The organism is Ornithinibacillus salinisoli (genome assembly GCF_042684965.1).
Lineage (GTDB): Bacteria > Bacillota > Bacilli > Bacillales > Amphibacillaceae > Ornithinibacillus > Ornithinibacillus salinisoli.
Genome location: NZ_JBHUMI010000017.1, coordinates 91,075 through 117,645, shown reverse-complemented (window position 1 = coordinate 117,645; position 26,571 = coordinate 91,075). Strand labels below are relative to the sequence as shown.

Annotated in this window: 19 protein-coding genes; 4 read left to right on the top strand and 15 right to left on the bottom strand. The window is 36.2% G+C overall.

The genetic code is table 11. The annotated features are described in order from the left end of the window. Positions 1 to 44: 44 nt before the first annotated feature. The 8 genes from nagZ to ACFSTA_RS14525 form a co-directional block, all read right to left on the bottom strand. On the bottom strand, positions 45 to 1,646 hold the full coding sequence (gene nagZ / locus ACFSTA_RS14560; RefSeq protein WP_377557501.1) for a beta-N-acetylhexosaminidase: 1,602 nt from the start codon (positions 1,644 to 1,646) through the stop codon (positions 45 to 47). Positions 1,647 to 1,676: 30 nt separating this feature from the next. Then, positions 1,677 to 2,390 (bottom strand): PIG-L deacetylase family protein, encoded by a 714-nt coding sequence (locus ACFSTA_RS14555; protein WP_377557500.1) that lies wholly within the window; start codon positions 2,388 to 2,390, stop codon positions 1,677 to 1,679. Positions 2,391 to 2,613: 223 nt separating this feature from the next. Continuing rightward, positions 2,614 to 2,958 (bottom strand): hypothetical protein, encoded by a 345-nt coding sequence (locus tag ACFSTA_RS14550; RefSeq protein WP_377557806.1) that lies wholly within the window; start codon positions 2,956 to 2,958, stop codon positions 2,614 to 2,616. A 387-nt stretch (positions 2,959 to 3,345) separates the two neighbouring features. Then, positions 3,346 to 4,365: a LacI family DNA-binding transcriptional regulator gene (locus ACFSTA_RS14545; protein WP_377557498.1), complete on the bottom strand. Its 1,020-nt coding sequence runs from the start codon at positions 4,363 to 4,365 to the stop codon at positions 3,346 to 3,348. A 32-nt stretch (positions 4,366 to 4,397) separates the two neighbouring features. Next, positions 4,398 to 6,737 (bottom strand): glycoside hydrolase family 31 protein, encoded by a 2,340-nt coding sequence (locus tag ACFSTA_RS14540; RefSeq protein ID WP_377557497.1) that lies wholly within the window; start codon positions 6,735 to 6,737, stop codon positions 4,398 to 4,400. Between the two features lie 101 nt (positions 6,738 to 6,838). Then, positions 6,839 to 7,681, bottom strand: coding sequence for a sugar ABC transporter permease (locus ACFSTA_RS14535; RefSeq protein WP_377557804.1), 843 nt, complete (start codon positions 7,679 to 7,681; stop codon positions 6,839 to 6,841). A gap of 5 nt (positions 7,682 to 7,686) precedes the next feature. Beyond that, positions 7,687 to 8,988: a sugar ABC transporter permease gene (locus ACFSTA_RS14530; protein WP_377557496.1), complete on the bottom strand. Its 1,302-nt coding sequence runs from the start codon at positions 8,986 to 8,988 to the stop codon at positions 7,687 to 7,689. A 98-nt stretch (positions 8,989 to 9,086) separates the two neighbouring features. Next, positions 9,087 to 10,376, bottom strand: a complete 1,290-nt coding sequence (locus ACFSTA_RS14525) for a sugar ABC transporter substrate-binding protein (RefSeq protein WP_377557495.1) — start codon at positions 10,374 to 10,376, stop codon at positions 9,087 to 9,089. A 374-nt stretch (positions 10,377 to 10,750) separates the two neighbouring features. Between ACFSTA_RS14525 and ACFSTA_RS14520 the strand changes: the two genes are divergently transcribed. Together ACFSTA_RS14520 and ACFSTA_RS14515 are read left to right on the top strand one after the other, a co-directional pair. Next, the gene (locus ACFSTA_RS14520; RefSeq protein ID WP_377557493.1) at positions 10,751 to 12,520 is read left to right on the top strand and encodes a glycoside hydrolase family 13 protein; all 1,770 of its coding nucleotides are present in this window, start codon (positions 10,751 to 10,753) and stop codon (positions 12,518 to 12,520) included. 110 nt (positions 12,521 to 12,630) lie between these two features. Next, positions 12,631 to 13,209 carry a Uma2 family endonuclease gene (locus ACFSTA_RS14515; protein WP_377557492.1) on the top strand — a complete coding sequence of 193 codons (579 nt, stop codon included), beginning with the start codon at positions 12,631 to 12,633 and terminating at the stop codon, positions 13,207 to 13,209. Positions 13,210 to 13,500: 291 nt separating this feature from the next. Here the strand turns inward: ACFSTA_RS14515 and ACFSTA_RS14510 are convergent, their stop codons facing one another. After that, positions 13,501 to 14,037: a DUF6944 family repetitive protein gene (locus ACFSTA_RS14510; protein WP_377557491.1), complete on the bottom strand. Its 537-nt coding sequence runs from the start codon at positions 14,035 to 14,037 to the stop codon at positions 13,501 to 13,503. A gap of 121 nt (positions 14,038 to 14,158) precedes the next feature. Further along, positions 14,159 to 14,557 carry a hypothetical protein gene (locus tag ACFSTA_RS14505; RefSeq protein ID WP_377557490.1) on the bottom strand — a complete coding sequence of 133 codons (399 nt, stop codon included), beginning with the start codon at positions 14,555 to 14,557 and terminating at the stop codon, positions 14,159 to 14,161. Positions 14,558 to 14,698: 141 nt separating this feature from the next. Between ACFSTA_RS14505 and ACFSTA_RS14500 the strand changes: the two genes are divergently transcribed. Beyond that, on the top strand, positions 14,699 to 14,836 hold the full coding sequence (locus ACFSTA_RS14500; protein ID WP_377557489.1) for a hypothetical protein: 138 nt from the start codon (positions 14,699 to 14,701) through the stop codon (positions 14,834 to 14,836). A 132-nt stretch (positions 14,837 to 14,968) separates the two neighbouring features. On the opposite strand, the gene ACFSTA_RS14495 is transcribed toward ACFSTA_RS14500, so the two are convergent. From ACFSTA_RS14495 to ACFSTA_RS14485, 3 genes are read right to left on the bottom strand one after another with little or no spacing between them, the layout of a single operon-like run. Continuing rightward, on the bottom strand, positions 14,969 to 16,645 hold the full coding sequence (locus ACFSTA_RS14495; protein WP_377557488.1) for an acyl-CoA dehydrogenase family protein: 1,677 nt from the start codon (positions 16,643 to 16,645) through the stop codon (positions 14,969 to 14,971). Positions 16,646 to 16,651: 6 nt separating this feature from the next. Continuing rightward, entirely contained in the window at positions 16,652 to 18,166 is a 1,515-nt protein-coding gene (locus ACFSTA_RS14490; RefSeq protein WP_377557487.1) for a class I adenylate-forming enzyme family protein, read from the bottom strand. After that, positions 18,166 to 18,561 (bottom strand): MerR family transcriptional regulator, encoded by a 396-nt coding sequence (locus ACFSTA_RS14485; RefSeq protein ID WP_377557486.1) that lies wholly within the window; start codon positions 18,559 to 18,561, stop codon positions 18,166 to 18,168. Before ACFSTA_RS14485 ends, ACFSTA_RS14490 begins: the two co-directional genes overlap by 1 nt. 218 nt (positions 18,562 to 18,779) lie before the next feature. Here ACFSTA_RS14485 and ACFSTA_RS14480 point away from each other — a divergent pair, with 218 nt between their 5' ends. Beyond that, entirely contained in the window at positions 18,780 to 20,789 is a 2,010-nt protein-coding gene (locus tag ACFSTA_RS14480; RefSeq protein WP_377557485.1) for a LuxR C-terminal-related transcriptional regulator, read from the top strand. A gap of 105 nt (positions 20,790 to 20,894) precedes the next feature. Here the strand turns inward: ACFSTA_RS14480 and ACFSTA_RS14475 are convergent, their stop codons facing one another. Further along, positions 20,895 to 21,134 (bottom strand): indolepyruvate ferredoxin oxidoreductase subunit alpha, encoded by a 240-nt coding sequence (locus ACFSTA_RS14475; RefSeq protein ID WP_377557484.1) that lies wholly within the window; start codon positions 21,132 to 21,134, stop codon positions 20,895 to 20,897. Between the two features lie 152 nt (positions 21,135 to 21,286). Continuing rightward, positions 21,287 to 26,506 carry an AAA family ATPase gene (locus ACFSTA_RS14470; protein WP_377557483.1) on the bottom strand — a complete coding sequence of 1,740 codons (5,220 nt, stop codon included), beginning with the start codon at positions 26,504 to 26,506 and terminating at the stop codon, positions 21,287 to 21,289. Positions 26,507 to 26,571 lie beyond the last annotated feature (65 nt).

Genomic DNA, 26,571 nt, shown 5'->3' with positions numbered 1-26,571 from the left:
GAATAAAAGATTACTAATTAATTTTCTAGTTTAGAATCTAGTAACTATTTGATAGAACTAATCGTAACTGGTAGTTTTCCACTTACCTGTTCCTTACCAAAAATTGCACCTGCAGCAACCTTTAAAGCCGGATAAGAAAATTCATATGTGTTGAGGTATGCATGAACATTTGGTAAATAAGCGAGATCATATGGACTTCTCATGGCAATAACAATAAATGTTTTACCGCTTTCAACTAGTTTTTCTGCAAGTTGAATTTGTTTACTGCCAGCAGTAATTGTCAGTGTGCCTAGGATTATCACACCATAATCCTGCGCTTTCTTCCCAATCGATTCTAGTTCCTCTTGGCTTAATTTCTGTGAGATCTGATAGACATCAACATTTTGGTGATATTCCTTTACAGCTTCTCCTAACGCTAGGTTCGCATACCGCTTATCCTCTACTTGCATCGTTGTTCCATTATCAGGGTAGATTACAAGAATGCGATCATCATTCTTTACATGAATAGGCAATATATTTTCGTTTTTTACAATCGTTACACCCTTTTTATACACCTCAAAAGCAAGTTCTTCGTGTTCCTTACTTCCAACAAGTGTAGGAATAGGAGAATTATTATCAAGTGATATATCATCCCACTTCACGTATTTTGCTTGAAGTGTATTAATTCGCTCATTTGCTTGATTAATCATGTTCTCGTTAATTTCTCCACGTTCTACTGCAGCGATAATCTCTTTAATTGTACCGACTTGTCTTTCAAAAGTATGAGATACCATAACAAAGTCTACACCTGCTTTAACAGCTAGAACGCCACCCTTTTCTGTACCAACACCCTGTGAAATTGCATTCATTTCCATACAGTCCGTTGTAACGACACCATTAAATCCAAGTTCTTCTCTAAGTAGTCCCGTAATTACTTTTTCGGATAAAGTAGCTGGTACACCGGGATCCGTTTCAATGGAAGGAAAATACACATGTGCTGACATCACGGTATCAGCTCCAGCTTCGATACTTTTTTGAAACGGATATAATTCAACCTTATCTAACCTGTTTCTATCATGCGATATCACTGGAAGATCCAAATGGGAATCAACATCCGTATCACCATGACCTGGAAAGTGCTTTAATGTCGTAATAACCCCAGCATCCTGCATCCCTTTCATTGCCGCTTGTCCAAACTGAGCTACCTTGTCAGGTGACTCACCAAAAGATCGGACACCTATTACTGGATTATCAGGATTATTATTTACATCGAGTACTGGTGCTAGATTCCAGTTAATACCTAGTGCTCTTAACTCTTTCCCAGAAGCAAATCCAATATCATATGCTTGATTCGGATCTTCTGTTGCACCTAATGTCATTGCACCCGGAAAAATAGTAGTCCCCTTACCCAGACGTCGAACAACACCATTTTCTTGATCCACACAAATCAATAAAGGATAAGTGTAACCTGCATTTTTAGCCTCTTGCTGAAGATCTGTTGTTAAAGCAAGGATCTCTCTAGGTGTTCCAATGTTACGACCGAATAATATAATGCCACCAATATGATAGTCATGGATCAGTTCTCTAATGTGCTTTGGAACTTCTAGCCCATCAAATCCAACCACTAATAACTTTCCAACTTTTTTTGCTAGATTATTATTTTTCAAAGTTATACCTTCTTTCTAGTCGGTAATCCTTTATATTTCAAATCCTGGAATAAATCCGCCTTTGCGAACGTTTCCACCAGTAGGGAACTTAAGAGTTTGAGCGTATTTTGTACGATTCACACAACCCCTTACTGTTCCAAGTGCTTTGTAATAATCATAATAACGGAAAGAGGAAGAGTTCATAATAAACCAGTAGTTTGATAAAGCTTCTAAATATGTATCAAATTCATCCGATACATCTACAAAAATATCTGGCTCATAGCCTTCCATGTCCTCCCAGTTTTCACTGTGATAGAACGGATAATAATGTGGTGCCAAACCATCTAAATCAAATCCAGGAAGACCTGCTTTTAGTTGAGCTGCTTGTAGAAGTCTTGGGCATAACGCATGATCTGGATGAATACTGTTTTCCCAATGTGTAATAACTACAGTTGGTTTTAATTTGCGCATTAATGTAGCAATATGTGTTATTATCTCATCACTAAATGTAAGTTCTGCATCTTTATAATCCAATGTGATACTTTTCCCACCTAATATTTCAGCTACTTTTTCTGCTTCTTCTATTTTCTGCTTCGTATAATCTTCTACTGAAATATGAGGGGGATTCCCCTTTTCACCAGCTGTTAAGTGTAGAAAAGTTACATCCCAACCAGCTTTTGCATATTTATGAGCAATCGCACCTGCTTGAATTTCAGCATCCCCACAATGAGCTCCGACAACAACTAAATGTTTCTTCTTCTCCATCTTGAAACACCTCTCCTTTTCAATTTCATACGAATGATACCGCTTTCACTTGTTGTAAATTTTTTACCCATTTAATAGTTAAATAGGTAATTTGCATGATTTATTTAAATATATCATAAATTTTAGTTTTATGAAATATAAATTTAGATTTTTTTATTAATTTATGTTTTTTTATTTCAATTAGAGGCAGAAAGCTATCATAATAGGGATTAGATCCTCCCTTCTATGTTAAATTTCCTGCGGTTACAATTCTTCTATATATATTTCTGCCCAATGAACCCTCAGGCATTGGATATGGTCCCTCAAAATAAAGGCGTTCTTCTTCTAATTCTTCTATTCTATTAATCCTATCATTGATCCATTGTTTTATTCGGCTCTGTGCAGTTTCCGTTCGCATTATTAAACCGCCATAACGCACTTCCAATACTTCCCATCCAAAAGGTTTATTCATCTCGAACCAAAGTTCTCTATGTTTTATTCGAAGTAAATTTGCACTTCTTTTAACCGATCTAAGTTTTCGATGAGGATCTTCGCATGTTTCACCTAATTGACAACGCTTACAAAATATTAAATTTTTACACTCTTCTTTCTTTAATTGTTAATTAATATACCATAAAAATAGTCTGATTAAAATAATAATTTAAAAATAATAATATTATATTGTACTTGTATTTCATAAATTACTTATTTAATTGGCGGACATATTAGTAATACCTGTTGCCTTTTTTATACTCATGATGTTATGTGACTTGCAGAATTAGTTTAGATTCGCTCATAAATTTAAATATTCGCTCAGAACCGACAACAATTCGCTCATAAACTCAAATATTCGCTCAGAAGCAACAATTCCGCACTCGCAACGAACTTCGGACTACACTCCATATTCCGAACCCAACACTCCCCTCCACTCAAAAACCAACCCAAACAAAAAAACCGCCCAATACGGACGGTCTCTCTAACGAAGATCATTCACGGAATCCCGGTTAATAATATGATATGGGATAATTATTCGCTTCGCTGGTTCATTTCTATTTTTTGTTTTTTCGATTAGCACTTTGGCTGATTGCGCACCTAGTTCATAGATTTGAATGTCAACGGTTGTTAAAGCAGGTCGAGTTATCTCTGACAAATAAACATTATTGAAGCTTACAAGCGACACATCGTGAGGAACATGGATGCCCGCTTCTTCCAATCTTGCAAGAATACCTAGACTGATCAAATCATCACTAACAACTAAACCGGTTGGTCGTGTCTCTAGTGACAATAAATATTCTACAGCTTCTCGTCCACCTGATTTTAAAAACTCTGTGTGTATTTTATAGCCATCACAATTCTCTAAGCCTGCACCCTGTAATGCAGCTTCATAACCTGCTTCACGGTCCATTGTAACAATTAATTCTCGTGAACCACCAATAAACGCAATTCGTTTATGCCCTTGTGCAATAAGATGTTCGGTAATCTCTTTTCCAGCCCTAAAATTATCATTATCAACATGGGTTATTTCCGTTTCGTGATCATATGGTTTTCCAACAATAACGAACGGAAATTCGTTTTCACGAAGAAAATTCGTGACACGATCATTTACCCGAGAATATAGCAAAATTACACCATCCACATAACTACCATACACCATTCTTTGCACTTCTCGAAAGATCTCTTCTTCGGTTTCTCCGGTTGATAGTGACATAGAGTACTGCACATCATGAATGACTGAGCCAATACCACGTAAAATTTCCGGGAAAAACGGGTTTTGCAATGCTTTATCTGCAGAAGATGGCATAATTACACCAATTGCTTTCGTTGACTTCGCAACTAGATTCCGTGCACTAATATTCGGATGATATCCTAATCGTTTCATTGCTTTTCGAACTTTTTTCTTCGTGTCTTCTGTTATACGCGGATTATCTGCGATTACTCGTGATACTGTAGAGGGGGAAACCCCGCTAGCCTTTGCCACATCTTTAATTGTTACCATATTTTCCACCCTCTACTATTTACTAACTGACTTTATAGTTTAATTGTTTTTTGCTTTTCGCCATTTATTATAACATCTTGTCCTTCATGTAGACCGATAACATTTACATTAATTTCTTGGTAAGCTGGTTTGAAATCACCCTTATAATCTACTACCTTTATTTCAACAGTCTGCTTAGTAGATGTAACTTCCACATCTAAGGCTAGATACTGTCCATCTTCGTATGCAAATGTTTCTCCATCATCATCATAATAAGTAAAGCGATATTTTTCACCTGATACGCCTGCATAGACGTTCATTGTAACTTTATTTGATCTTTTATCTTTATTGGAATTCCATTCTCCTTGCATAATCGCAGTACCTTTTCTGACAAAGATCGGTAGCTCATCGAGTTCTGCATGGATTAGGTGTGTTTTTTCTCCTTCATAAACAATACCAGTTGAAAATTCAACCCAAACGCCTTTCGGTAAATATACGGCACGATCTGTTACTGAAGGCTGTAAAATAGGTGCGAAGACCACATTATCGCCTATCATAAATTGATCGTTTAAGTTGTACGTTTTTACATCTTCTGGGTACTCCATTAACAAAGGACGCATTACTGGTAGACCTTTTTGGCTTGCCTCATAGAATAACGAGTAAAGCTGAGGCATCCACTCATAACGCATTTGAATATATTTCTTCATAATATCCTCATGCTTTTCACCAAACTGCCATGGTTCTTGATAACGGAATCCAATCGCCGAATGGTTTCGGAAGAATGGAGTAAATGCTCCCACCTGGGTCCAACGAGTTAACAGCTCTGCATTTGTATCATGGGCAAAACCACCCACATCTGGTCCAGTAAAGGCTACACCAGATAGTCCTAGGTTCATTACCATTGGTAGTGACATTTGAAGATGCTCCCAGAAGCTACGGTTGTCTCCTGTCCAGACCGATGCATAGCGTTGAACTCCAGCATATCCCGCACGAGTTAGTAGAAACGGACGTTTACCTTGAAGCTTTTCTTTCATACCTTCATACGTCGACTCACCCATTAGTAACCCGTACACATTATGCAACTCACGATGTGTAGTTGGATTTCCGTCATTACGATGCATCACACTGACATCCATTGTCTTTGTTTCATTAAAGACAGCAGGCTCATTCATGTCATTCCAAATTCCTTCGATTCCCATATTGGTGTAGAACTCATGCTTTTCTCCCCACCATTTGCGTACCTTTTCATCCGTAAAATCTGGGAAGGCACTAATTCCTGGCCAAACCTCACCAAAGTATATATCACCTTCGATATATTTACAAAATTGATCCTGATTGACGCCCTCTTGATAGATAGGATATTCCGTATCTTTTTTCACACCTGGGTCCACAATTGGAACGACACGAATTCCCATTTCATGTAGATCAGCAACTAGCTTTTCCGGATTTGGAAAACGCTCTTTATCAAATGTGAATACACGATACCCATTCATATAGTGAATATCTAAATGAATGACATCTAATGGAATATCTTTTTCTATAAATGTCTTCGCCAAGTCACGTACTTCCTGTTCCGTTTCATAGCTGTAACGTGATTGATGATACCCTAAAGACCATTTTGGTGGCAATGGAATTCTACCAGTAATATGCGTATATTGCTCCAATACTGTCTTCGGTTCAGGGCCTGCCATAACATAATAATCTAATTGGCCACCTTCTGCTGAAAATGTATAACAGTCATCAGAAGATTTCATATCAAATTTACTACGGTACGTATTATCGAAAAACACACCATGTGCTTTTCCATCTCGTAATGTCATGAAATACGGAATCGATTCGTATAGTGCGTTCGTTTCCGGGTTGTGTGGCGCATAAACGTCTGAATTCCACATTTCATAGGCTTCTCCACGTTTATCTAAATGGCCAGCTTTTTCACCAAATCCATAAAAGTGATCCGTTTCGTGCATGATTTTAAATGCTACAACTTCACCGTTTTCACGATAAGCCATTCCGCGATCCCCTTCTGCAACAATTTCTCGACCTTGATGATCAAGAATAGTTAATCGAAACGGATCTTTTGTAATATTTAGTTCTACATTCGCTGTTGAAATAACAAGAGTTTCATCTTGAACTGTTTCTTCTATACTAACCTTTTCTGGTTCAGCCACAACTGCTCTTGAACCAACTAATTTTGGTTGTTCCTTTTGATTCATTACTACTCGAACAATGGAATCAGTGTAGAACTGAATCGCTACGTTCCCATTTTCACAAGTGAATCTATACGTACTATCTATTAATTCATATTTTAATAATCTACCGATGTCTCGGTATACCATTGCTCCAGACTGTTGTTCTTTTCCTGGATGTATCGCAAAACTAGTATCCTCAAGCATTGATGTACCTCCTAATCAAAAATGTACTTTTTCCTACTGAAGATAAACTTAGTCTTTCACCATTTTATGGTAATCGACCAAGTTCTTCATTTTGCTTGGTGCTATCCTTTTGTTGCTCCCGATGTTAAACCTGAAATCAGGTAACGCTGTAGCAACAGGAATACTAATGCAATTGGAATTGCTATTAAGATTGCGCCCGCTGCAAATCGTGTAAAGTTAGTAGAAAATTGGTTGTTAATAAAATTAAATAAGCCAAGTGCTAGTGTATAATTTTCAGGACTTGATAATACGATACGTGGTAGTAAGAAGTCCATAAATGGTGCCATAAAGTTAAACAATGCTACAACCGCTAAAATTGGTTTTGCAAGTGGTAACATAATTGTCCAAAATATCTTTAAGTGCCCAGCACCATCGATTTTTGCTGCTTCATCTAACTCTCTCGGAATAGTATCAAAGTACCCTTTCACTAGCCATGCATTGAATGGTATTTGACCACCTAGATAAATGAGTAATAATCCCCACAATGAATCAGTCAAACCAATGGTGTTTAATAATATATATAGAGCAACCATTCCCATTAAAGCTGGGAACATCTGTAGTAACAAGAACATATATAAACCATATTTTCTCCCAATAAATTTATATCGAGAAAATGCATATGCGATTAGCGAGGTGATTACAACAGATCCTAATGCGTTTAATACCGCAACAAACATACTATTTTTATACCAAATTAAATAATCACTATTTGGACTGTTAAATAGCCATTTATAATGCTCAAGTGTTGGATTTTTAGGAAATAATTCCGTCACAAGCATATTAGAACCTGGATTCAAACTCATCATGATTGCCCAGAACAATGGATAACCGATAATGACAAGCATTATTAAGAAAAAGATATAGATGAACGTTACTTCTATTTTTGATTTTGTTTTTCTACTCATTGCCATTAGTAACGTCCCCCTTCCTCTTTAAATGCTGCTGTTTTTCTAAACTGATAGAAAGCAAATCCCATAACTAGAACACCCATAATAATAGTGATTGCCGCTGCCATGTTATAGTTGTTCGTTTGAAACGTTAACTTATAAACCCAGGAAATTAAGATATCTGTTCCCCCTGCATTTTGACCACGCACGGCTGGGTTCCCTTCATTAAATAGATAGATAATATTAAAGTTATTAAAGTTCCCTGCATATTGCATAATTAATAATGGGGCTGTCGCAAACAATACATGTGGAACGGTAATATGACGTAATTTCTGCCAACGAGACCCACCATCGACATCAGCTGCTTCATACATATCTGCTGGGACACTTTGGAGTACTCCAGTAAATAAAGCAAACACAAACGGAAAACCTAACCATGTTTGAATCATAATCAATGCAATTTTTGCCCAAAATGGATCAGATAACCATGGAATCATAATTTCAAATGTACTTAAAATATCACGGTTAATTGCTCCAAATGTAGGATTGAACAAAGCTGAGAAAATTAAAATCGAAACAAATGCAGGTACAGCCCATGGTAAAATTAGAACGGTTCGAATGGTTCGTTTGAACTTAACTCGCTTGTCGTTCACTAATAAAGCTAAGAAAAATCCGAGGACAATTTGTAATGAGGTTGCTACTACTGTCCAAACTATCGTCCAGGCGAATACACTAAAAAATGTATCTTTCCAAATATCTATGTTAACAAGATCCACAAAGTTATTGAAACCAACCCAGCTTAATAGGTTACGTGGAGGTGCGTTGTATTGGTTGTAATCTGTAAATGCTAAAGCAACCATAAATAATAACGGTAATACAACGATAAAAATAAGCATGATTAAACCAGGTAAAACCATAAAATATGGGAATCCACGATCATAAAAATTCGCAAAACCTTTTATTAAGGTTGGATTTGGTTTACCTTCTTCTCTCGCTATTGCATCTTTCCTGGCATCTACTACATTATAGATGTAGATAGCAATACCAAATAAAAGTACGATTAATGAAATAAGTCCTTGAAGTAACAACTGGATGGAGTGATGTTCCTTAGGTATTGTACCTAGTGTAAACAACCCCCAAATACCGATATCTAAATAGTTCCACGTTGTAGCTAGAAAAGAGATTGCAACAATAAGAAGTACGAATCCTTTTAACACACGACGATTATATATTTGACCTAATCCTGGAACCAAGACAGATAACAAAGTAGCGAGATTACGAGGTTGAATTATGCTGTTTTTCTTCTTGGTTTGATCATTTGCCATGTTTATTTCCTCCTAAATCATACAATTAGCGCATCTGATGAAATAAAAAACATTATATGGGAGCAAATAGCCCCCATATAATTGTTTATATTTATCTATTAGTTTGCTCCAGATGCCTCAATGTTATCTTGGATCATCTGTACTGCTTCATCTAACACTTCATCAACAGGTTCCCCTTTTGAAATGAAGCTTAAAGCATTATTAATAGGATCCCAAACCTGTCCCATAGCTGGTACGTTTGGCATTGGCTCACCATATCCAGTTTGTTCAGCGAACGGAGAATAAATTGGATCATCAGCAATTGTTGGATTCTCTACTGCATCATGACGTGGTGGGATTTCACCAGCAACATCATAATAAGTCATAGAGTTTTCTTTATTGGTAATATATTTCATTAGATCTTGAGCCCACTCTTTGTTCTCAGAGTAGTAAGATAGCATATACGATTTCACACCCACAAAGGATTTTGGATGCTCACCATTTTCAAGCTTTGGTAATGGAACGACACCTAAGTCATCACCAAGTGAATCTTGATATTCACGAACCATCCATGGTCCGTTTAATACATAGGCAACTTTACCTTCTTTAAATAGACCATTCATAATATCTGGAGTTAAGTCTTGTGGAATGTATCCATTGTTAAACCAAGACTGAACAAGGTCTCCACCTTGTTTTGAACCTTCGTTTGCTAGGCCAATATCATTAATATCGTAGCCTGAACCATCAAAATTAAATACATATGCTCCAAATCCAGAGAAGTATGGGTATACAAAATAGAAGTTAGCAGCTTCCATTAAGAAACCATACTTATCTTGACTAGCATCTGTAAAATCTTCTGCAACAGTCATGATATCTTCCATTGTTTCTGGTTCTTCCGCTAATGCTTTGTTATAGAACATTGCATAAGTTTCCATTACAGCTGGGTAACCCCAGTAATCGCCATCATAAGTGATTGCATCTAAAGCAATATCAGTATATTCCGATTCAACGTCACCTAACTCAACGTAATCTACTAGTCCACGCATTGCTAAATCACCAATACGATCATGCGGTTGGAAAATGATATCTGGGCCATTACCTGCTGGTCCTTCTACATCTAATTTTTCCACTTGATCTAACATACTAACTGGAACCAGCTCTACTTCAATTCCAGTTTCATCTGTATAATTCTCAGTAATTTGTGTAACAGCTTCTACTTGTTTTTCTTCATCATTTACCCAAACAGTTAAACTTTCGGGTTTTTCTGGCATTTCAACTTCAGCATCTTCTCCATTGCCTTCTTCTGAAACGTCAGCATTATCTTGATCTTCCACTTCCTCAGGTCCACATGCTGCAAGGACACCGATAATTAAAGCTAAAGCAAATAATGCTCCTAACCACTTTCTCATCTAATTGACCTCCCCAAAATTTGTTAGCGCTTGCAACGTATATCCATGAAAACGTTTGCGCAAATTGCTATAACTTCATTATACATTGCTTTTAAAGAAAATCAACCATAAATTTTCTGTGTCTTTTGTTAATATATAAGATCATTAAACGCTTACATAGATGTGGCTTAATTTATATACTTTTCAATAAGAATAAGCATCTTTTAAACAATATCACTGTCGAATAATGCAATCGTTTGAATTACTTATTGACAAAGTAAAGCGCATACAGTAAATTTGAAGTATAAAATAAAAGGGCAATGCTTTGTAGCTATTCAACAACCCCGTTTTCAGCTTAGAAAACGGGGTTTTCTTATTAGAAAGGAGATTATTACATGTTAAGAGAAGCAATATACCACCGCCCAAAAAATAATTTTGCTTATGCTTACGACAAAGATACCCTGCACATCGTGCTACAAACTAAAAAGGACGACGTCGAATCAGTAAGTCTTATCTTCGGTGACCCATATGATTGGAAGGATGAAATGTGGCAAACACAAATTTTAGAGATGACAAAATCCGGAACGACTGATTTACATGACTATTGGTTTAGTGCTGTGAAGCCGGAATTCCACCGAATGCGCTATGGTTTTCAGTGTTCAGACAAAACGGAAACCATTTATTATACAGAAGGTGGTATTTATTCTACGCCACCAATGGAAATTGCTAACTACTTCTGCTTTCCATATCTAAATAAGGCAGATGTATTCACACCACCTTCCTGGGTAAAGGATACGGTATGGTATCAAATTTTCCCTGAGCGATTTTCAAATGGAGATCGGAGTAATGATCCAGAAGGAACACTAGCATGGGGTTCAACAGATCCAAGTCCTACCAACCACTTCGGCGGTGACTTTCAAGGAGTGATCGATCACCTAGACCACATAGTGGACCTTGGCATAGGGGGAATTTACTTCACCCCAATATTTAAAGCACACTCAAATCATAAATACGACACTATTGATTACATGGAAATCGATCCCCAGTTTGGTGATAAAGAAACATTTCGTCGCTTGGTTAAGGAATGCCATAACCGAGGGATTCGCGTCATGCTAGATGCTGTCTTTAACCACAGTGGATACTACTTCCCTGCATTTCAAGACGTATTGGAAAATCAGGAAAAATCCAAGTACAAAGAATGGTTCCATTTATGGAATTTCCCTGTTAAATCTGAACCTAGACCAAACTACGATACATTTGCTTTTGTTGGTTCCATGCCAAAGCTAAACACAGAAAACCATGAAGTAAGAGAGTACCTACTAAATGTTGCCCGTTACTGGATCGAGGAATTTGATATTGACGGATGGCGTCTAGATGTTGCTAATGAAGTGGATCATGCCTTTTGGCGAGAGTTCCGCCAAGTTGTTAAAGAAGCTAAACCTGATGCGTATATATTAGGAGAGATTTGGCACGATTCTATGCCTTGGTTACAAGGGGATCAATTTGATGCCGTCATGAACTATCCGTTCACAAACGCGGCGATCGAATATTTTGGCAAAAATGAAATAAATGCAGAGGATTTTGCAAGCACGATTACCAAAGTGTTGCACATGTATCCTAAGCATGTTAATGAAGTAGCTTTTAACCTATTAGATAGTCATGATACACCGAGAATTTTAACATTAGCTGATAACAATTTCGATCGTGTTAAATTACTATACCTATTCCAACTTAGCTTTATTGGTACACCATGTATTTATTATGGCGATGAAATAGGTATGGCAGGTGGACAGGATCCAGGCTGTCGTGCGTGTATGGAATGGGATGAGCAGTACCAAGATCGTCAACTATTTAATTTTGTTAAATCATTAAATAAACTTCGTAAAAATGAACCTGTGTTTGGAAATAAAGCAGATTTTCGGATAGTTAAAGCAGATAATTCAAAGAACTATGTCATCTATGAAAAATTTAATGCTGAGAAAAAGCTTATTTTTGTTTTAAATAATAGCTCAAATACGCTTCAAGTTGATTTACAAGAAATCACAGACCAAGATTTATTAGAGTGGAATATGGAAGGGACTATTCGAAAAAATACAGTTGATAGCTCGTCAGCAATATCTATTAAACCACTTTATTTTCGAATTTTTGAACAGCAAATAAAGTAAACTTTAGGAACATCTGGCCAAAACGGCTAGATGTTCTTTTGTTATTTTTTCAATTTTGTAAACCTTAAATCGATGATATATAATAGTTAGAAAAGCAAGGAGGAAATAGTATGGCAGAGAAAAAATCTACTAACAAACAAACCATTAAAGAATCAGGCTGGACTGTGGATGATTATTATCAACTACCTGAAGACGGAAATCAGTACGAAATTTTTGCTGGAAATCTTGAACTAAAACCTTCCCCATCAACAACCCATCAGCGTATTAGTCAACGATTAGTACGGACATTAATTGATTCTTGTGAAAATGACTTTATTGTTATAGTTGCCCCAGTTGATGTTATTTTATCCGAAACTGAAACAAGGCAGCCAGATATCTTAATGATCCATCGTAGTAGAGAGTTTATTATTGAAGAACACGCTGTCGTTGGCCCACCTGATTTAGTCATTGAAATTCTTTCGCCGAATAGCGTAAAACGTGATCGTATATTTAAAAAAGAAAGCTATGCTTTATTTGGTGTTCCAGAATATTGGATTGTTGATCATAATAACCAAGTTATTGAACAATATGTACAGAAAAATGAAGGTGATCCTTATGAATTGAATAATGTTTTTGAGGCCAAAGACATTCTAACATCTAATCGTTTCCCGAGTGTATCGTTTGTAGTAAAAGAGGGGATAAGAATATAATCACCTAAAAACTACTGGCCTTCATTTATAAAAGTATTATATTATTAATCCTCAAATTGAATGATGGAAGTTGGATTATAATAACCGTCTATTATTGAACACAATAATTAATCTTTATATATAGCTTGAGAATTAATCCATTAATTTAGTATATAAAACTCTCTCTTCGATAACATGTGGTAGTAGCCTTAAAGAAATCAAATTACTCCGACATAGCCTTCGCTCTGTTATATCCATAATGACCCATGCTAGTGAAATCGTTTTGATCCTAGCGACTTCTGCTCTTTCCCACTACCAATTTGTATTGGTTTGATCAATTGCGATAATAACTGCTCCAATTGCTTGTATCCAATTGCCGATCGTATTTAGCGATGCCCCAACACTATCTTCATCATTGGATGGGTGATTCATTTGATCCCATTCCATTTTATTGCCAATTGCCTGCATCGAATTTCCAATTGCTTGTAAAAGATTACCGATTCGATTTATAGTGCTCTCTACCGTCTCATCTGCAAATGCAATTCCCCCACCAAGTGCCTGCAATAGGTTTCCTTTTATATTAAGTTCCGTCTTAGTTTTTTCGCTAGTTGGAATAATTAAGCCATAAACGATTGTCGAATTTCCAATTGCTTGTACTTCGTTTCCAATCGAACTTAATGAAGTTTGATCAGTAGCTTGCAGCGCACTTCCTGTAGCTTGAAGTGTATTTCCAATTAAGTTTAAATCATGCTGATAATTTTCATCAAAAATTCCTGTTGGAGAAGCTGCCACTGCCGCAAGAACTGTACCCACAGCTTGAAGCCACGATCCAATAAGCTCTTTGGTCATAAATAATACCACCCATTAAGTTCTATACTTCATGGTATTCTAAGTCTAATGAAGTGGTATAGTTATTCACTATGGTGATGGTCCTCGATTTATAAAATTTATTCATAAATCGAATGTTATTCTAACAAAACACTTTAATTATATAAGAAGTAATTTCCTTTATTTTTGCATCTTTACCTGAACTGCTAAAAAGGTAAATATCACATATTTCATAACAAATATCGTTTTCTAGGTTCAACCTTCCGTTAACTGCGGCTAATTTTCCATGTGTAATAATATTGCTTATATGTAACTCTATAACTTGTTGTTCCTTTATCTGTTCGGCCGCCTTCAGAAACTGTTCTTTCCCTTGAATACGTTTATCTCCAACGATATTCCAGCATATGTCATCGGTGGTATGATTTTCCATATACAGATAATCATTATTCGCAAAAGCTATCGTGAAATCTTTTAATAATAGCTTTTTTGGCGCATTTCCACAGCTTTCCTCACAAAATACTTCCACGGAATGATCTGTCATATATTGATAACCTCCTTCATTTTCTACTATTTTAACAATTCACATGTATTTATTTTAAGTATTTTAAAAATAATCGATGCTACCTGTCGACATTTGTATTATAATGGAAAAAGATAGTTCTACAAAAGGAGAAATCACAAAATGGTTAAAGTAAAGATGAATGTCCAAACTGCCTACCACGGGGAACTACTACGTGCTGGAAAAGTCTATGAAATTGATGAAAAAACAGCTAAACGATGGATTACTAGTAAAATAGCTGAGGAAGTTGTGGAAGATTAAAGAATAAACATCCCGCTACCTAGTTATCTTGGGATATCTACGAATTATTCAGATTATCCAATTCACATACAATAAACCAAAGAATAATTCGAGATATCCATTCGTAACGGGATTTTACCTACTAATAAATACTTACCCTATCACTATCTCACTAAATTTGTCTAAAACAACTGGTTCCATATCAAATTCATCCGCTTTCCATACCGTCTGTAAATATACTTCAGAAATAGCCTTTTGCCTGTCACCACCACCGACTAGCATCTCCATGGCGACAACACTTTCAAATATAGTAGCCATCTTTTCAGCAATTCTCTTACAATAATAGGTTTGGAAATTCGATGATTTTTTCATTAGATTGTTGATTGTATGAACTAATTGATCGATTTCTTCTTCTAGCACACCTTTCCATGCTATGACGCTATCCTTATGATCCATTAATTTTGCTAAGCGTTGTTTCATTTCGTCAGCAAATAAGTCTCCTACTTGATATTTGCCAATTAAGCGCAGCACTTCAAGCCCTAGAATATTTGCCGTTCCCTCCCAAACTGTTAGTACTTGGGCATCTCGCAACAAGCGTGGAGTAACGAAATCTTCAATATAGCCATTTCCTCCATGCATTTCTATTGCTTCATGGGCAAAATGAATAGCCTGTTCTGCTGTTTCCTTTTTCATAATTGCGACATATAAACGGAATAATAACTGTTCCTTATCTGTTGCTGTCTCCTTCGTCTCTAATCCCATTACCCGATCCATGATCTGTATTACTTCATACATGGTATTCATTTCTACCTCTTGCTTGGCAACAAGTTTACTTAATGTTGCTTGCACCATTGGATAATTTGTTAATTTTTCTCCAAATGCATCCCGCTCCATGGCGTATTTTTTTGCTTCTAAATACGCTCTTCGCATAATTCCTAATGATGCAATCGCATTGCTTACACGGGATAGATTTAAAGCCTCAATCATATAGTAGAAACCTTGATTCTCCTTGCCAACTAGATAACCCTTTGCCCCTTCAAACTCTACCTCTGCTGATGGCACAGCTCGAACGCCTAACTTATCTTTTAGTCTACGAATTCGAAGTAACTCATTCGACCGGTTCTCCTCCCATGGTACGAGAAATAAACTTAGTCCATTTAAACCGCTTGGTGACCCTTCTAATCTTGCCAAAACCATCGCTACTCCACATGCACCTGCATTACTTGCAAAATATTTTTCACCAGTAATACGGTATATATCCCCTTCCCTTACAGCCTTTACTTCATTTGCTCCAACATCTGATCCACCTTGTCTCTCCGTTAAAAATGTCGCTCCTTCGTATAACTCCACTTCACCAGTCGATAATACATGTGGTAAAAATTCCGCTTTAACTTCTGCGGATGCATAATGGTCAATTAAATATGCCGTTGCCTTAGTCAGTGTAACAGGACAATAGAAACCAGGTTCTGCATGGGATAGCAAATAAGCTTGTGCAAAGGAATACATATAATTTCCTTTATATCCTAATTCAGGAATCTCTTTATGAACATATCCAACAATTCCAGTATGATACGTGTCTTTAACTGTTTGTTTATATCCTTCATTCAACCATACCTTTGATATTTCATTTCCCATTTTATCGTAACGAATTAACCTTGGCTGCCCTTCTCTGTCTGTATGAATAGCTCGTTCATCTATTTGTCCGGCACATAAAGCACCAAAAACATCTAATTCACGGTCTGCCCATTCGAAAAAATCATGAGGCATATTTTTTTCAAGTATTGTTTTCAGGTTAGGATCCTGTCTATAAAAATTGTGCACGGTACTCATCCTCCCCTATTTTATTACGCTCTCCCGGAGCTTATTTTTTAAAAGTTTACCAGTAGCATTTCGAGGAAGCGCTTCCAATTTCTCATATAATTTTGGAATTTTGTAATCAGCTAGTTTATCTTGTAAAAATTGCTTACACATATCAGAAACATGCTCTACTTCCCCATTGACGACGACAAAGGCTTTAACCGTTTCTCCCCAATCAGGATGTGGAACACCTACTACAGCTACATCCTCTATATTCGGATGGGAGATTAATAGATTTTCTATTTCTTTCGGATAAATATTCACTCCACCTGAAATGATCATATCCTTTTTCCGATCAATTACCCAAAAATAACCTTCTTCATCCTGCATCGCCATATCCCCTGTGTATAGCCATTCTCCACGTAGAGCCTCGGATGTTTGTTTAGGAGATTTATAATATCCCTTCATATTGCCTTCACCTCGGAGAATAATTTCTCCAATCTCTCCTTGTTGAACATCCTTGCCATGTTCATCGACCAGTCGAATCTCACAATCAAGTGCTGCTCGTTTGCCGATACTTCCTGCCTTTGTTTCATGCTCGGAAAATCCTAGCAATGTGCCATTCGGACCTGCTTCGGTCAAACCATACACACAAATGAAGCGATCGGTTCGAAATTGTTCTTTGACAATAGCAACCTCCTGTTTTGATAAAGGTGCTCCACCATATACCCAATATTCCATTGAAGATAAGTCATACGTATTGATTTTCGGATGTTTACTACTTGCAAGATATGCAATCGGTGCACCGAAGAAATGTGTTGCTTTTTCCTTTTCAACTGTTTCTAATAAGAGATCTGGAGTAAAAGTAGGTACTACTATATGTGTTGCACCAACATACGTACCAGCTACCATAAATAAATGCAATGGAGCCGAATGACTTAACGGCATCATATGGAGTAGTCGACTAGTAGGGTTCATAGTCATCTCCACACAAATCATTCTCGCTACCGTCAATATATTTCGATACGTGAATATCACTCCTTTTGGATCTCCTGTAGTACCAGATGTATACAAAATAGAGGCTTCATCATCTTCACTAAGTTGGCATGTGACCTCCTTGGTGGCGCCTTCTGCGATCAAGTTTTCAAATGAAATCCACTCATCAATTCGTTGACCCGTTTTAATATAAATAAGATCTTTCGAATTTGGTAACGATGCGACTTGCGGAAACAACAACTCATGGGTAACAAACACTTTCGCATCACTATGCTCCAAAATATACGTAATTTCTTGTTGAATGAGCTTGGCATTAATCGGAACAATAAGTGCGCCAAGGCGTTGAACGGCAAAATACGCAAATAAAAATTCTTTAGTATTTGGCATATGCAGAACAACCTTATCACCTTTTTGTACACCTAATTGTTGTAGGCTATTTGCCAGTTTATTAACAGCAATATTCCATTCACTATATGTTATTCTTTCTTGAGGAGTAACAAGTGCTTCTTTGTTAGGGTACTTTCTTGCTTGTGCAGCTAATAAATTAGGTATATTCATTACGAATCACGCTCCAATTCATCTAATTTCGATTGAAAATCCTCCAGTAACTGTTCCATTTCTGTTCGAATTTTTACTAAATCCTCTATCCGATTTGTCACCTCCTGCACCTTTTCATTTCCATATTGGATTGTTTTTTGTAGCTGTTGTTTCCCAGATGGATCACGATCAAATAGTTGGATCATTTCCCGAATTTCTTCTAAACGAAATCCATATTTTTTTCCGCGAAATACCAATTGAAGACGAATTTGCTCTTTTTTCGTAAAAACTCGTTGTCCCCCGATCGTGCGTCCCGGTTGAAGCAATCCTAATTCTTCATAATATCGAATCGTCCGCGTTGAAATCTCAAATTGATCTGCCAGCTCTGATATCGAATAGGTTTCTTTTTCTGACATTAGCTATCACCTTTATCCCTGTTAATCAGCTTTCATTTTAGCCAATTTTCTAACAATAATAGTTTATCATTTACGTTAACGTTAAGTTCAATAGTTTTTTCCAAAAATGCTATATTACGTTCCTTTTATTCCAACAAAATACCTACTATTGACAACTTCTTATTATACAACTATAGTTTAAATAGTTAGACTTTTCAAACGTTTGGAGGTTCGCAGACTTGAAGGTAAAAAAGAATCAGGAACTAGATACAAACATTTTTGTAGGACGACACCGTGAGATAGAAGGATTTAAACAGTTTCTACAACCTGATAACCATGCAAAAATACTCAATATTTATGGTTCTGGTGGCATAGGAAAGTCGTATCTACTATCAAAGTTAACCAGCATGGCAGAAGGAGAGGGCATTCTTACTTTAACAATCCATAGTGAAGATTTTATACATACTCCAAAAGGATTTGCTACATATTTACTAACTCTTCTTGATATGAAAATAGATAATGTTCAGACATACTCAGCAAACATTTTGCAAAACTGCCAACAGAATTTAAGTTCGATATCGACAAAGCAACGAATATTCATTGCACTCGATGATTATGAAAAAATGGACGAACTGGATAGCTGGTTCCGGCACGTATTTATACGTCATTCCCCACAACATATATTATTTGCTATTGCGGGAAGAGAGGAATTAAAAGGAGAATGGAAGGAATCACCTGCATGGAGAAAAGTTATACAAAAAATAGAACTACAAGATTTTGACCTTAATCAAACAAGCTCCTATCTAACATACTTTGGAATTACAGACAAAGAGTCCATTTATTCGCTATGGCAATTTACCGAAGGACATCCGCTTACACTTTCTTTAGCAACAATTACAAATACGAAGTTAAATTTATATAATAAAGACATACAAATAGAAGAAAATATTCCAAAAATACTTATGGGTTTGACCAAAATATGGTTAGAGGAAGTCTCAAATGAAAAACTACAACAACTAGTTAAGGTAGCAGCCGTTTTACATAGATTTGATCAAGAAATTTTGTCCTACATTTTAAAGGAAGACATAAGTCTTGGCATATTTAATCAGTTAACAAACCTATCTTTTGTTAAGTCGACACGAAATGGTTGGGCTGTTCATGATTTAATTCGAGATTCAATTCAAACGGAATTAAAGCATCATGATCCAGACCTATATGACTTCATTAATTCACGAAGTGCGGAATACTATTATCAACGAACGATTGTCACACGCTCTGAACATGATATCGCTCAGTTTTTTTATCATCTAGATGTTGATATCATCCAATCTACTTTTTTTACAGATTCCATTGATACATCCATGTACTTTGAACAAGTTGCTGCCTACAATTCTCACGAGCTAGAGGAGTTTTTTACAAATAGAAAACATAATATTTCTGAAAGTGATACCGGGTTTTATAATAGAGGAATAAATAAGTCCTATCGCTTTACCGCATCATTAAACCATAATAAAAAAGAATTAGAATTAATCAATGCAGATTACATTAAAAAAATGGGCTATGACGTTGCACGCCTATTAAAAGATGAAAATGGAGAGATATTAGGCCTATCTGTTATCGTGCCTATTAACAAAAATACATTAGAGCATCTAGCAAAAGAACCAGTTTCTAGAGCCTTTTTTTCTAGATTAAATGAAAATGAAAAAAAAGCATATGCCGTGTCAACAGAGTTAAATGCTGGATGGTTTATTCGCCTGCTTGATTATACAGACACAAGTAATATTTCTGCACGTTCATTTTCCTTATATAATTTATTTCCTTTGTTACTCACTGGCGGAAAAATAATTCTTTCAACACCATTACCTTTTTTCCAAGAACTATGCAAAAATTTTGGCTTTCAAGAAGTGCCACACGCAAAACATTTTGATTACGGAGAAAATAATCCATCTACAACGTATCTATTAGATCTCAGTGGTCCGAGATTAGCGATTTATTTGAAACAATTTCTTAAAAAGAGTTCTAAAAAAGATAATCAATTAGATGTATTAATAGATGAATATAACCTTACTGCTCGTGAAACGGAGATTGTTAATCTAATTTTGGAAGATAAGCGAAACGCAGAAATCGCTAAGGAATTATTTGTGGCGGAAGTGACCATAAAAAAACATATCTCTCGAATTCTATCAAAAGTAGGAGTAAAAAATAGAACACAGCTTATTAAGCGCATTTTGGAACATAATAGGCCATAAAAGATTTATTCTAATTTCTCATCAGAAAAAGCTTGTAGAGATGATATAAATCCCTACAAGCTAAAACCAGCCACAACATTGTGGCCGGTTAATTAAGAAATGAGACTATTTATTGGCAAAAAATGCTTCTGCCTTATCTAAAAATACTTCTTGATCTGGCGTTAAATCATATTCTTCTTCTATAGCACTTACAGGACAAGCTGCTTTACAAGCTCCACAATCAATGCAAACATCAGGATCTATGTAAAACTGATCTGGTCCTTCTTCTATACAATCAACGGGGCATACGGTGACACATTCTGCTGCCTTCTCCGGCCCACAAGGATCTAAAATTACAAAAGCCATCTATTGTAAACCTCCCTATATGAGATTAATATTTCATTATCAATGATACATGCTAATTAAAAGCAAGTAAACAGTTTGATATGCAAAAAAAAGGTCTGTCCATAAGTCAGGCTTTATGCTTAAGGACAGCCTCCTAGTACATTCTCAATATATCACTCCATTGACTTCATGGAAATTTGATGATCATCTATCATACTGTTTTTCATATCCATTTCTATCATAGGAATGGTAAAATAAAATGCTGTACCAATACCTTCTTTGCTTTCAACCCAGATCTTTCCGTTATGAGCATGAATAATTTCTTTACAAATAGCTAGACCTAGCCCATTTCCTTTTTCTTTTTTATTATTTGTATTATTCGTATACGAACGGTCAAACACATAAGGGATATCCGAATGAGGTATTCCATCACCTTGGTCTTTAACCATAATGATAACTTCTCCTGTGTTGGCAAATGATAGAGCGAAATAAATAGTACCTTGATCTGTATGTTGAATCGCATTTGATACAAGATTTGTCATTACTTGTTCGATACGAGACAAATCTACTTCTATTAATGGATATAACGATTCATGATAAGGTGGTAACTCCCATTGAAACGCTAGTCCTGCATGTTTGATTTCCCATTCACATTGTCCACATAAATGCATAAATAATTGATCAATCGGTATCATCTCCATCGAAAATGATATGTCCCCTGATTCTAGTTTGGCTAAGTCAAACAAATCTTGTACAAGACCATGTAGAGAAATTAGACGTGTTTTCGCAGCTTTTAAATAACGTCTTTCTTGTTCAGGAGTTTCCGATAAACCATCCAAAATTATATCTATATATCCTTGCACAGTAGCAAGTGGTGACCTGAGATCATGAGATATATTAGATATCATACGACGTCGCTTCTCTTCCGACTGAGCAAGTGAGTCATTCGCCTGCTTCAAGTCGTGGTTCGCTTGGTTTAACAATTCCGTCCTTTTCTTTACTTTTTCCTCTAAATTAGCATATAAATAAGCATTTTCAATTGCGATAGCCGCCTGGGAGGCAATAACCGTTAATAAATCAATTCGATCCTTCGTAAATACATGTGTCGATTGATTGTTTTCTAAGTAAAGTACTCCTGTTAGTGTATTTTGGTACAGTATCGGTAAGCAAAGTATGGACTTAGCACCTTTATCTTTAATATAGGCTTCTTCCGTAAACTTTCCTTCCTTCATTGCATTATCTAATACAATTGCCTCATGACTCTGAAACACATAATTTACAATGGTTTCTGATAGACTAACTTCCTCTAAATGGATTAAATCCATATAAACAGATACTCCTTTATGAACCTCATTTACGGCACCAACGCGTAAGGAATTATCACGACGCAATAGAAAACAGACATATTCAGCACCGGCATTTGTCTGAACACTATCCATCAGCTTTGTTAAAAGTTGGTCTAATACTACCTCATCCGAAATCGTTCCAGCAACCTGTAACACCGTATGTAAATCAAGTGAACTAGTTTCATAGCGAGAATTACCTGCTCGTGGTGAAACTGCTATACAGTCTGGATATTCTACATAGAGTTTATTTGCAATGCGTTCTGCCCCCCATTTTTTATAACCAACATAAGCAGCAGTCATAAACGGCATAGCAACTTTTGGTAGGTTTTGATTCAGATAATACAAACCCACACATTCATTAGCTATTGCAGCATCTTGTAAAAAACCATTCTCTTCAGCGAGTGCAGCGGATTGGTAGTATGAATCGGTTGGGTCCCCATTTTGGACATTTTCCCATTCCGCTTTAGCTAATAAATATTTATGTTTATAATTTATCGGTGACTGGTTTGCCCATTTCTTTAGTTTGGCTAAATTTCGCTTTATTTTTTTCTTTTTAATCATTCGACCATTTCGAAGGATTTTAGTCATCCATAACGTATGATAAAAATAATAATCTGGGGTAATGATTAAGACATGCGTACGATCTACTAAATGGTCCACTTTCTTGATAACTGCTATTGCCTCTTCTTCTGCATCGAGTAAATAAGTCATTTGTAATCGTATTGTGTAGTGCATAATAGTTGCAGGAATATCTTCTTTGAATTCAGGATATTTCCATTCAATATGAGAATCCTTATTGGATAAGATGCCAACCCAATCCACGATTTCTGTTAAAAAATTATCCGTTAAAGCATACTCGTTTTGCTTTGCAAACTTTAATTGCCTTTCTATCCCACTGACAACTTCGTTAAGCTTATCTCCCCTTAAATATAATAGCAAACCTATGAATGCGCCATTCGCTCCGGCTAGATGAAGATTTCCTGATTCGATACACAATTGTTGTGAGCGTTCTAAAAAATCCACACTATGCTTAACATGGTTATCCCAATGATTTACAAAGCTACCGTACACGAAGTTAACTCTTGCTAGTAAACTAGTATCTTGATACATTTCTGTGTGCTCAATCGCCAATTTACCAAACGAAATACTCCCCTGATAATCATTAAACCCTGCACTCAATGTTAAGGCATAATTATTGTATACTAGAGCCGATATATCCATATCCCCATATTTCAACATGAGACGAATAGCTCTCAGCATTAATACCGTTGCTAGATTTTGATTCACATGGTATGCCGATGCATTCGTATTAATTAATGTACGCATTACTTGCCGCTGGTCTTTTTGTTCTACTGGAGGTAGTGCTAATAGATCTTTTGGTTGCTTTCTACTAAGTGCTATTTTAGTAAAAAGAAATTCGATAGCAACAGATAATTTACTTGGTTCTTTATTAATATTCCAACCAAATAGTTTCAAACCATTTAAACCTGTGTCTACTGCTTTTTCTATTTCATGAATATGCGTATATAATGCGATTTTTAAATTATATACTGTTAATTTATCAAAACGAGAGGTTGCGTTTTCTATTACTTCATTAAATGTTATTTCAGCATCCTCGAATTGATGATTTAAATATTGCGCCTCTCCTAATCCTAGCATTATTTTAAAAGTAGATTCATAGTAAGTCTCCCAACTATCCATTGGAAGTAACTCCTTACCAATCACAAAAAAGTCCAGAGCCGATTCAGATGCTGCACTCTTTTTAGCACGTTCCCCCGCAATCCAGTTCCATTTTGCTAAATCCAGTTTTTCCGATTCCGTTAACTTATTCCGACTTATATTCAAGTGGTTTACAATTTCAAAAATATGTTCCTCTCGTTTTTCTGCCGTGTATTGATAGAGTAATTTCTTACCAACTTTCAAATGATTGTTGATTCGAATCTCATTAGACATTGTCATATAAAACGCTTGTTGTACCTTATCATGTGAAAAAATATAGGAAGGTGGATTCGCATCAAGAAACTTCGTGTTTTCGTCAGGGTATACCCATTTATAACTCGGGTCTAATGGAAGAATTAATCCTTGGTTGAGACCATCCCATAGCTTTTCTGCTGTATCTGAGAAGCTATTTCCTGTAATGATAGATAAAGTCTTTAAATTAAATTGATTTCCAAAACAAGATGCAAACTGCAATGTTTTTTTCGTCTCACTTGGCAGTTTATCGATTCTTTTCATGATAAAGTCAACAATAGAATCTTTTAATGAAAGTTGATTAAGCAAAGCCATATCAGCATACCACTTTGCCGTACTTGCCTTAAAATACACGATCTCCTCATCATAAAATGCTTGAAGAAGCTGAAGGATGAAAAATGGATTCCCTTGAGTGAGCCGATACATTAATTCTGCAAGAAATACCTCATCTCTTTCTTCAAGAGATAACATTTCATGGATCCATTGTTTCACATGGGAATACTCCAAAGGTTGAACTGGATTTTGGGTAACCTGTACTGGCATTTCTTTGATCCGTTTAAGCATAACTTCAAATGGATGACCAACTTGTACTTCATCATGCCGATAGGCTCCAATAACTAATAAGTGTTGAATTTCCGGATTACGAAATATATATTCGAGTAAATCAAGTGTTGCAATGTCCGCCCATTGAAGGTCATCGATAAATAACACTAATGGATGATCTTTTCTTGCAAATACACCAATGAATTTTTTTATTGCCTGCCGAAATCGGTTGTGTACCCCTTGTGGTGGTAATTCAGTAAGTTGATGCTGCCCCCCAATAACCCACTCCATTTCAGGAATAAAATTCACAATAACTCCAGCATAAGATCCTAATTCATCTTCTAATACTCTTTTCCAAGATTGTATACTTATTGGTCCCTCTGATAATATTTGTCTAACTAACTCCTGAAATGCATTAACGATAGGAGCATATGGTATCTGCTTTCGTAATTTAACAAATTTACCTGTAATAAAATACCCCTTATCCCGTACCAATGGCTTATGTAATTCATTTACTAGTGCGGTTTTTCCTATACCTGAAGGTCCAGGGACTAAGTGAAATTCTTTGGATCCGTATTTAATTTGCTGATATTTATCAACTAATAGCTTAATTGATTCCTCTCTGCCATATAATTTATTTGGCCGTTCAGAGAAATTTTTGGAGCTGCTACTGTCTAATGAAAAAGAAGAAATACTACCAGTAGAATTTAACTCCTTTAAACATCTTTCTAAATCTAGTCTTAATCCATTCACACTTTGGTAACGTTCATCTGGATCTTTTGCCAATAATTTCAGTAGCATTGTTGAAACAACGTGAGGTATGTTTGAATTGATTTCATGGGGCGGCTTCGGTGATAATGCAAGGTGAGCATGGATCATTTCAGCAGGTCCGGTTTGGTTAAATGGCAACTTTCCCGTTATTACCTCATAAAAAATAATGCCTAAAGAATAAAGATCCGTACGATAATCCATTGTCCTATTCATTCGTCCGGTTTGCTCAGGGGACATGTAGGCAACCTGTCCCCTTAATTGATAAGGACTAATATGCGGAAACTGTTTCTCTGTAGATAATTTGGTTGCTTGATGAAAACCCGTAAGCTTGATTACACTTGTTTCTGTTTGGAAGAGTAAGTTCTTTGGATGTAACGATTTATGTATAATATGTTTCTGATGGACATTCTCTACGATTGCGGCAATCCTTATAGCCGTTTTAAGAGACATATCTATTTCCATCACTCCGTTTTCCTCTAGCCAATCCGATAAAGTGATACCATGAAAGTAGTCTGTAATAAGATAAGCCCTCTCACCATTCTTCTCTAGCTTCCGGCCCGGAAGTAAACCCTCTTCCATTAAATCTTTCGTCATATAATACTCATGTATTGTTTCTGCAACAGCATATTCATCTGCGAGATCGTTATTCATTATTTTAACAGCTACCAAGCGCTGTTCTTCCTTCGAGAACGCCTTATAAAGCGTCCAATTCTCGCCAATAATTAATTTCTCCATCATATGATAACCAGGAATTTTTTCCATATATACCATCCTATTAAGCAAATTTTAAGTAAATTTTAAATTGAATTAAACAAAACTTTAACTGT

Bases quoted from the DNA above. Each gene is read 5' to 3' on its own strand.
- ACFSTA_RS14555 (WP_377557500.1), bottom strand. From the start codon at position 2,390: ATGGAGAAGAAGAAACATTTAGTTGTTGTCGGAGCTCATTGTGGGGAT.
- ACFSTA_RS14545 (WP_377557498.1), bottom strand. From the start codon at position 4,365: ATGGTAACAATTAAAGATGTGGCAAAGGCTAGCGGGGTTTCCCCCTCT.
- ACFSTA_RS14540 (WP_377557497.1), bottom strand. From the start codon at position 6,737: ATGCTTGAGGATACTAGTTTTGCGATACATCCAGGAAAAGAACAACAG.
- ACFSTA_RS14535 (WP_377557804.1), bottom strand. From the start codon at position 7,681: ATGAGTAGAAAAACAAAATCAAAAATAGAAGTAACGTTCATCTATATC.
- ACFSTA_RS14530 (WP_377557496.1), bottom strand. From the start codon at position 8,988: ATGGCAAATGATCAAACCAAGAAGAAAAACAGCATAATTCAACCTCGT.
- ACFSTA_RS14525 (WP_377557495.1), bottom strand. From the start codon at position 10,376: ATGAGAAAGTGGTTAGGAGCATTATTTGCTTTAGCTTTAATTATCGGT.
- ACFSTA_RS14520 (WP_377557493.1), top strand. From the start codon at position 10,751: ATGTTAAGAGAAGCAATATACCACCGCCCAAAAAATAATTTTGCTTAT.
- ACFSTA_RS14515 (WP_377557492.1), top strand. From the start codon at position 12,631: ATGGCAGAGAAAAAATCTACTAACAAACAAACCATTAAAGAATCAGGC.
- ACFSTA_RS14510 (WP_377557491.1), bottom strand. From the start codon at position 14,037: ATGACCAAAGAGCTTATTGGATCGTGGCTTCAAGCTGTGGGTACAGTT.
- ACFSTA_RS14505 (WP_377557490.1), bottom strand. From the start codon at position 14,557: ATGACAGATCATTCCGTGGAAGTATTTTGTGAGGAAAGCTGTGGAAAT.
- ACFSTA_RS14500 (WP_377557489.1), top strand. From the start codon at position 14,699: ATGGTTAAAGTAAAGATGAATGTCCAAACTGCCTACCACGGGGAACTA.
- ACFSTA_RS14495 (WP_377557488.1), bottom strand. From the start codon at position 16,645: ATGAGTACCGTGCACAATTTTTATAGACAGGATCCTAACCTGAAAACA.
- ACFSTA_RS14490 (WP_377557487.1), bottom strand. From the start codon at position 18,166: ATGAATATACCTAATTTATTAGCTGCACAAGCAAGAAAGTACCCTAAC.
- ACFSTA_RS14485 (WP_377557486.1), bottom strand. From the start codon at position 18,561: ATGTCAGAAAAAGAAACCTATTCGATATCAGAGCTGGCAGATCAATTT.
- ACFSTA_RS14475 (WP_377557484.1), bottom strand. From the start codon at position 21,134: ATGGCTTTTGTAATTTTAGATCCTTGTGGGCCGGAGAAGGCAGCAGAA.
- ACFSTA_RS14470 (WP_377557483.1), bottom strand. From the start codon at position 26,506: ATGGAAAAAATTCCTGGTTATCATATGATGGAGAAATTAATTATTGGC.